A 4,059-nucleotide genomic window follows, 5' to 3' on the forward strand; every position below is an offset into this window, starting at 1 on the left:
GCACAGGTCGAGCCGCTGCCGCATCAGGCGCGCCTGATCGACCGGGTCGTAGCCACCTACCCGCGCGGCTACCTGTTCGCCGACGAGGTCGGGCTGGGCAAGACCGTCGAAGCAGGCCTCATGCTGCGGGAGCTGTTCCTGTCTGGCAAGGCGCGCAAGGCACTGCTGCTGGTGCCCGCGTCGGTGATGCGGCAGTGGCAGGAGGAACTGCACGAGAAGATGAACCTCGACGTGCCCCGGCTCGAGAAGGGCGAGTTCCTCGACCGGAACGACGAACCCGTCCCGGTGCCTGCCGGAGTGAACCCATGGTCGGCGTTCCCGATCGTGCTCGCCTCGAGCCACCTCGCGCGCCGCAAGGACCGCCGGCGGGACATCCTGGCCGCGGGACCGTGGGACGTCGTCCTCGTCGACGAGGCTCACCACGCACGGCGGCGGGGATCGAAGCCGAGCGACACCCCGAACTCACTACTTGCCCTGCTGCTGGAAATGCGGGACAAAAAGATGTGGCAGGCGCTGTACCTTGCGACCGCCACCCCGATGCAGATGAACCCACACGAGGCGTGGGACCTCATCTCCTTGCTCGGGTTGAACGGGAGGTGGGCAGTGTCCGCGGCCAACTTCCTCGAGTACTTCGAGAGGTTCCGCCACGATCCCCGATCCCGCGGCTGGAAACTCCAGTGCGAGATGCTGGCCGACTACTTCGCGGACCCGAACGCAGAGCGGGACCAGCACCTCGACGAGCAGATCACCGATGCGCTCGGGTTCGTCGGCGCCTGGGCGGTGACCGCGCTAGACGAGAATCCACCATCGGCGGAAGCGCGATCGCAGATGCCGAACGAGACTTCCGAATGGATGGACAAATGGCTGCGCCGCCACAACCCAATGCGGGACCGGGTGTTCAGAAACACCCGCACCACCCTGCGTGAATACCAGGCCGCGGGAATCATCGCCGATGACGTTGTCATCCCGACCCGACACGTCAACGACGCGTTCATCGAGCTCGCACCGGACGAACGGAAGCTGTACGACCGGATCGAGGAATACATTCGGCGCCACTACAACTCGTACAAGACGGACCAGTCCAGCCAGGCACTCGGCTTCATCATGACCATCTACCGGCGTCGCCTCACCTCGTCGTTCGAGGCGATCAAGAAGTCCCTCACACGCCGGCTCGACGTTCTCGAACAGGGCAGGAGTCTGGTCGATCTCCTCTCGGACGATGACAACATCGATGTCGAAGACTCCCTTTTCGAACCCGAAACCCTCGAAGGGTCGGCCAGCCGTCTCCAGGACGAGATCCACGAACTCCGGCTGTTCCTCAACGACTTGAACAAGATCACCGGCGAGGACACCAAGGCCACCCAACTGGTCATGGACGTGAACCAGGCACTCCTCACGTACGACAGCCTGGTCGTGTTCACCCAGTACACCGACACGATGGACTACGTCCGCGAGCGCCTGATCGCGGCCGGGATCACCAAGATCGGCTGCTACTCCGGCCGCGGTGGACAGATCTACAACGACACCGACAAGACCTGGTCCGAAGTCAGCAAGGCTGGGATCAAAGACCAGTTCCGCGGCGGTGAGCTGACCGTGCTCATCGGCACCGACTCCATGAGCGAGGGCCTCAACCTGCAAACGTCCGGCCGGCTCATCAACTACGACATGCCCTGGAACCTCATGCGGGTCGAGCAGCGCATCGGCCGTGTCGATCGCATCGGCGCATCCTTCAAGGACATCGTTGTCACGAACTACTTCTACGCAGACACCGTTGAGCAGCGCGTCTACGAGGGAATCGCCGAGGACTACGGGGACTTCACCGACATCGTCGGCGACGCAGCCCCCGTGCTCACCAACATCGAGAAGGCGATCGAGCAACTCGCACTCGGAGATGCCAGCGACGAGGCGATCGAGAAGCAGGTCGACGCGCTCAAGGGGGAGGTTGAGAACCTCAACAACAACGCCATCAAGGCTGCCGACCTCGGCGACTCGCCAGAAATCGTCGGGCACATCGAACAGCCGCCCGAGCTGCGCGGCGAGACCGATCTCGGCGACCTGGAGACGGTGCTCACCACCAACCCGCTGACCTGCCCGCATCTGACTCCGGTCGAGGGGATGGTTGGGGTGTATCGACTCACGCCGCCGGTGCCGGTGGCGTCGAACTCGTTCGCCATGAACTCGGGAACGACCACCGCGGCCGATTACCTACGAGTCCCACAGGAGAACGTCGAGGTCCTTGTCACCTTCAACCGCGACGTCAGTGACCACAGCCGCGAGGGCGTCACGCTGCTCACTTACGGGACCCCTGAACTCGAGGCGCTTCTGCCGGCAGGGCGCGGAGTGAGCGAACCAGACGACTCACGCTAGGGGTCATCTTCCGGATCCGTGGTGGGATGTGGCCCGCTGATCGAGCAGCACCGGCCATTCCCTACCCGCAGCCCCGTCAACAGACCCTTCTCCAGGTGGTCACGGATCAGATCGGATTCGATTGGTAGGTGTTTCACGTCCTTGGAAATGGAACGGCGATCCGACCACCTCGAAACTCCGGAAATGCCCAGGTCGCAGCGTCTCGGAAGTCAGTTCCACAATTGCGTGTCACAACAGCCGTACATACCTGATCTTCGATGCGCTGTGGAGTTGGGGTATGCCTGGGTGTCGACACGCAAGCAGGAGCTTTCGCGGCAGATCGATGCACTCATCAAGGCGGGGATCGACCAGGCGAATATCTACCTGGACAAGAAGTCCGGGGCCACCACCGAGCGACCCGGACTGCAGGCGCTGCTGGATACGCCCGCACGGGCGACGTCATCGTGGTGCACACCCTCGACCTGCTCGACCGTACCGTCCGCGACACCCTGAGCCTGATCCACGACCTGAACCAGCGGGCGTCGGGATCCGCAACCTGGCCGACCCGATCCGAATATCCGAATCGACACGACCAACCCGGACGACCGGGACTATTCGATTTCGATTGTGGGTTTACTTTCGGCCGCGGAGCGCGTCGCCGATTTTGTCGAGGAGGGTGAATGCGTCGTCGCGGTCTAGGACGACTCGGTGCCCGTAGGTCCAGATCTCGACTCCGTTGACGACGCCGTCGATGTCGGCGGAGACCGGATGCGCTTCGATTCCGAGTGGGTTCTCCTTGCGCGTGCCGGTCTTGCCGTCCTGGTGGATCGGTTGAGGTTGACTGATGCTGGTGGCATCGACTGCGGCGTCAACGGTCACGGTCGGATCGACGGCGAGAAACTCTGGCGTGGTGCCGGGGTCAGCTTCGTGGCCGTTTCGGGGGTGTTCAGTGAGCATTGTGGCCGTTCTCTTCGTTGATGAGTGCGCGTAGGAAGTTTTCGAGGATGACGGCCCCGGTGGCCTCGAGGGTGACGGATGTTCCGACATCACAAGGATCCGTGTTCTCTGGTTGCCGGCCCTGCGGGTCCATGGTCATGCTGCCGGTCCTCTCGAATGTGGTGGTAGCCGGGGTTGTGCGGTAAAGCTCTGTTAGAACAGGGCGATCTGTGCCTGTGCGGATGCGGCGTCGGCGCGTTGCTGGTAGGCGGCGGCCAGTGAAGGTGCGTTGGCGACAGCCGATTCGCGTATGTGCTGGTAGAGCTGGTCTTCGGGGAGTTGCTGCGCGCCTCGGGAGGGCGGTGGCTCGGCGGCGAAGGATCGCCGGTAGGCCTGGCTGAAGACGGCGCGGGCGTAGTGGTCGACGGCGGTGTGTTCGGCGCCGAGGGTAGTGATGTTGGCGAGGTGGCGGGAGCGTTCGAATCCGCGGTGCAGTATTCGTTCTGCCGGTCCGGAGTTCGCCGATGCGTGAGACGAATTCCGTCGGTGTCACGCGTGGCCCGGACATAGCAGGTGTGGCGTCCGAGTCCATCCGGCTGCGGTGAGCCATCGCTGAACCGGCTCGGATAGGTTGCCGTTCCCGGCCTGGTCGGCGAGTGCGCCAGCGAGAATGGGCCCGTCTCCGCAGATGGTGCAGGCGATATCGAATGCTGGTTGCCCGGGTTCGCAATGTCGGCAGTGATTTAGGACGACCAATGTTTCGGGGTGATCAGGATC

General features: G+C 63.4%; 3 protein-coding genes and 1 pseudogene. 2 read left to right on the plus strand and 2 right to left on the minus strand.

The genetic code is table 11. The annotated features are described in order from the left end of the window. Both WAW17_RS10435 and WAW17_RS10440 read left to right on the plus strand, forming a co-directional pair. A partial coding sequence (locus WAW17_RS10435; RefSeq protein WP_422332911.1) for a DEAD/DEAH box helicase occupies positions 1-2,367 on the plus strand: 2,367 nt, incomplete at its 5' end. A gap of 264 nt (positions 2,368-2,631) precedes the next feature. After that, a pseudogene (locus tag WAW17_RS10440) lies at positions 2,632-2,942 on the plus strand (recombinase family protein); the annotation flags it as partial. Between the two features lie 37 nt (positions 2,943-2,979). Here the strand turns inward: WAW17_RS10440 and WAW17_RS10445 are convergent. Both WAW17_RS10445 and WAW17_RS10450 read right to left on the minus strand, forming a co-directional pair. Then, entirely contained in the window at positions 2,980-3,303 is a 324-nt protein-coding gene (locus WAW17_RS10445) for a hypothetical protein (RefSeq protein WP_422332913.1), read from the minus strand. Beyond that, entirely contained in the window at positions 3,293-3,442 is a 150-nt protein-coding gene (locus tag WAW17_RS10450) for a hypothetical protein (RefSeq protein WP_422332912.1), read from the minus strand. Before WAW17_RS10450 ends, WAW17_RS10445 begins: the two co-directional genes overlap by 11 nt. Positions 3,443-4,059 lie beyond the last annotated feature (617 nt).

The sequence above is a fragment of the Rhodococcus sp. (in: high G+C Gram-positive bacteria) genome, assembly GCF_049286785.1.
GTDB lineage: Bacteria > Actinomycetota > Actinomycetes > Mycobacteriales > Mycobacteriaceae > Rhodococcus_F.

Excerpts from the sequence above, each read along its gene's own strand:
- WAW17_RS10450 (WP_422332912.1), bottom strand. The coding sequence starts at position 3,442 with ATGACCATGGACCCGCAGGGCCGGCAACCAGAGAACACGGATCCTTGT.
- WAW17_RS10445 (WP_422332913.1), bottom strand. The coding sequence starts at position 3,303 with ATGCTCACTGAACACCCCCGAAACGGCCACGAAGCTGACCCCGGCACC.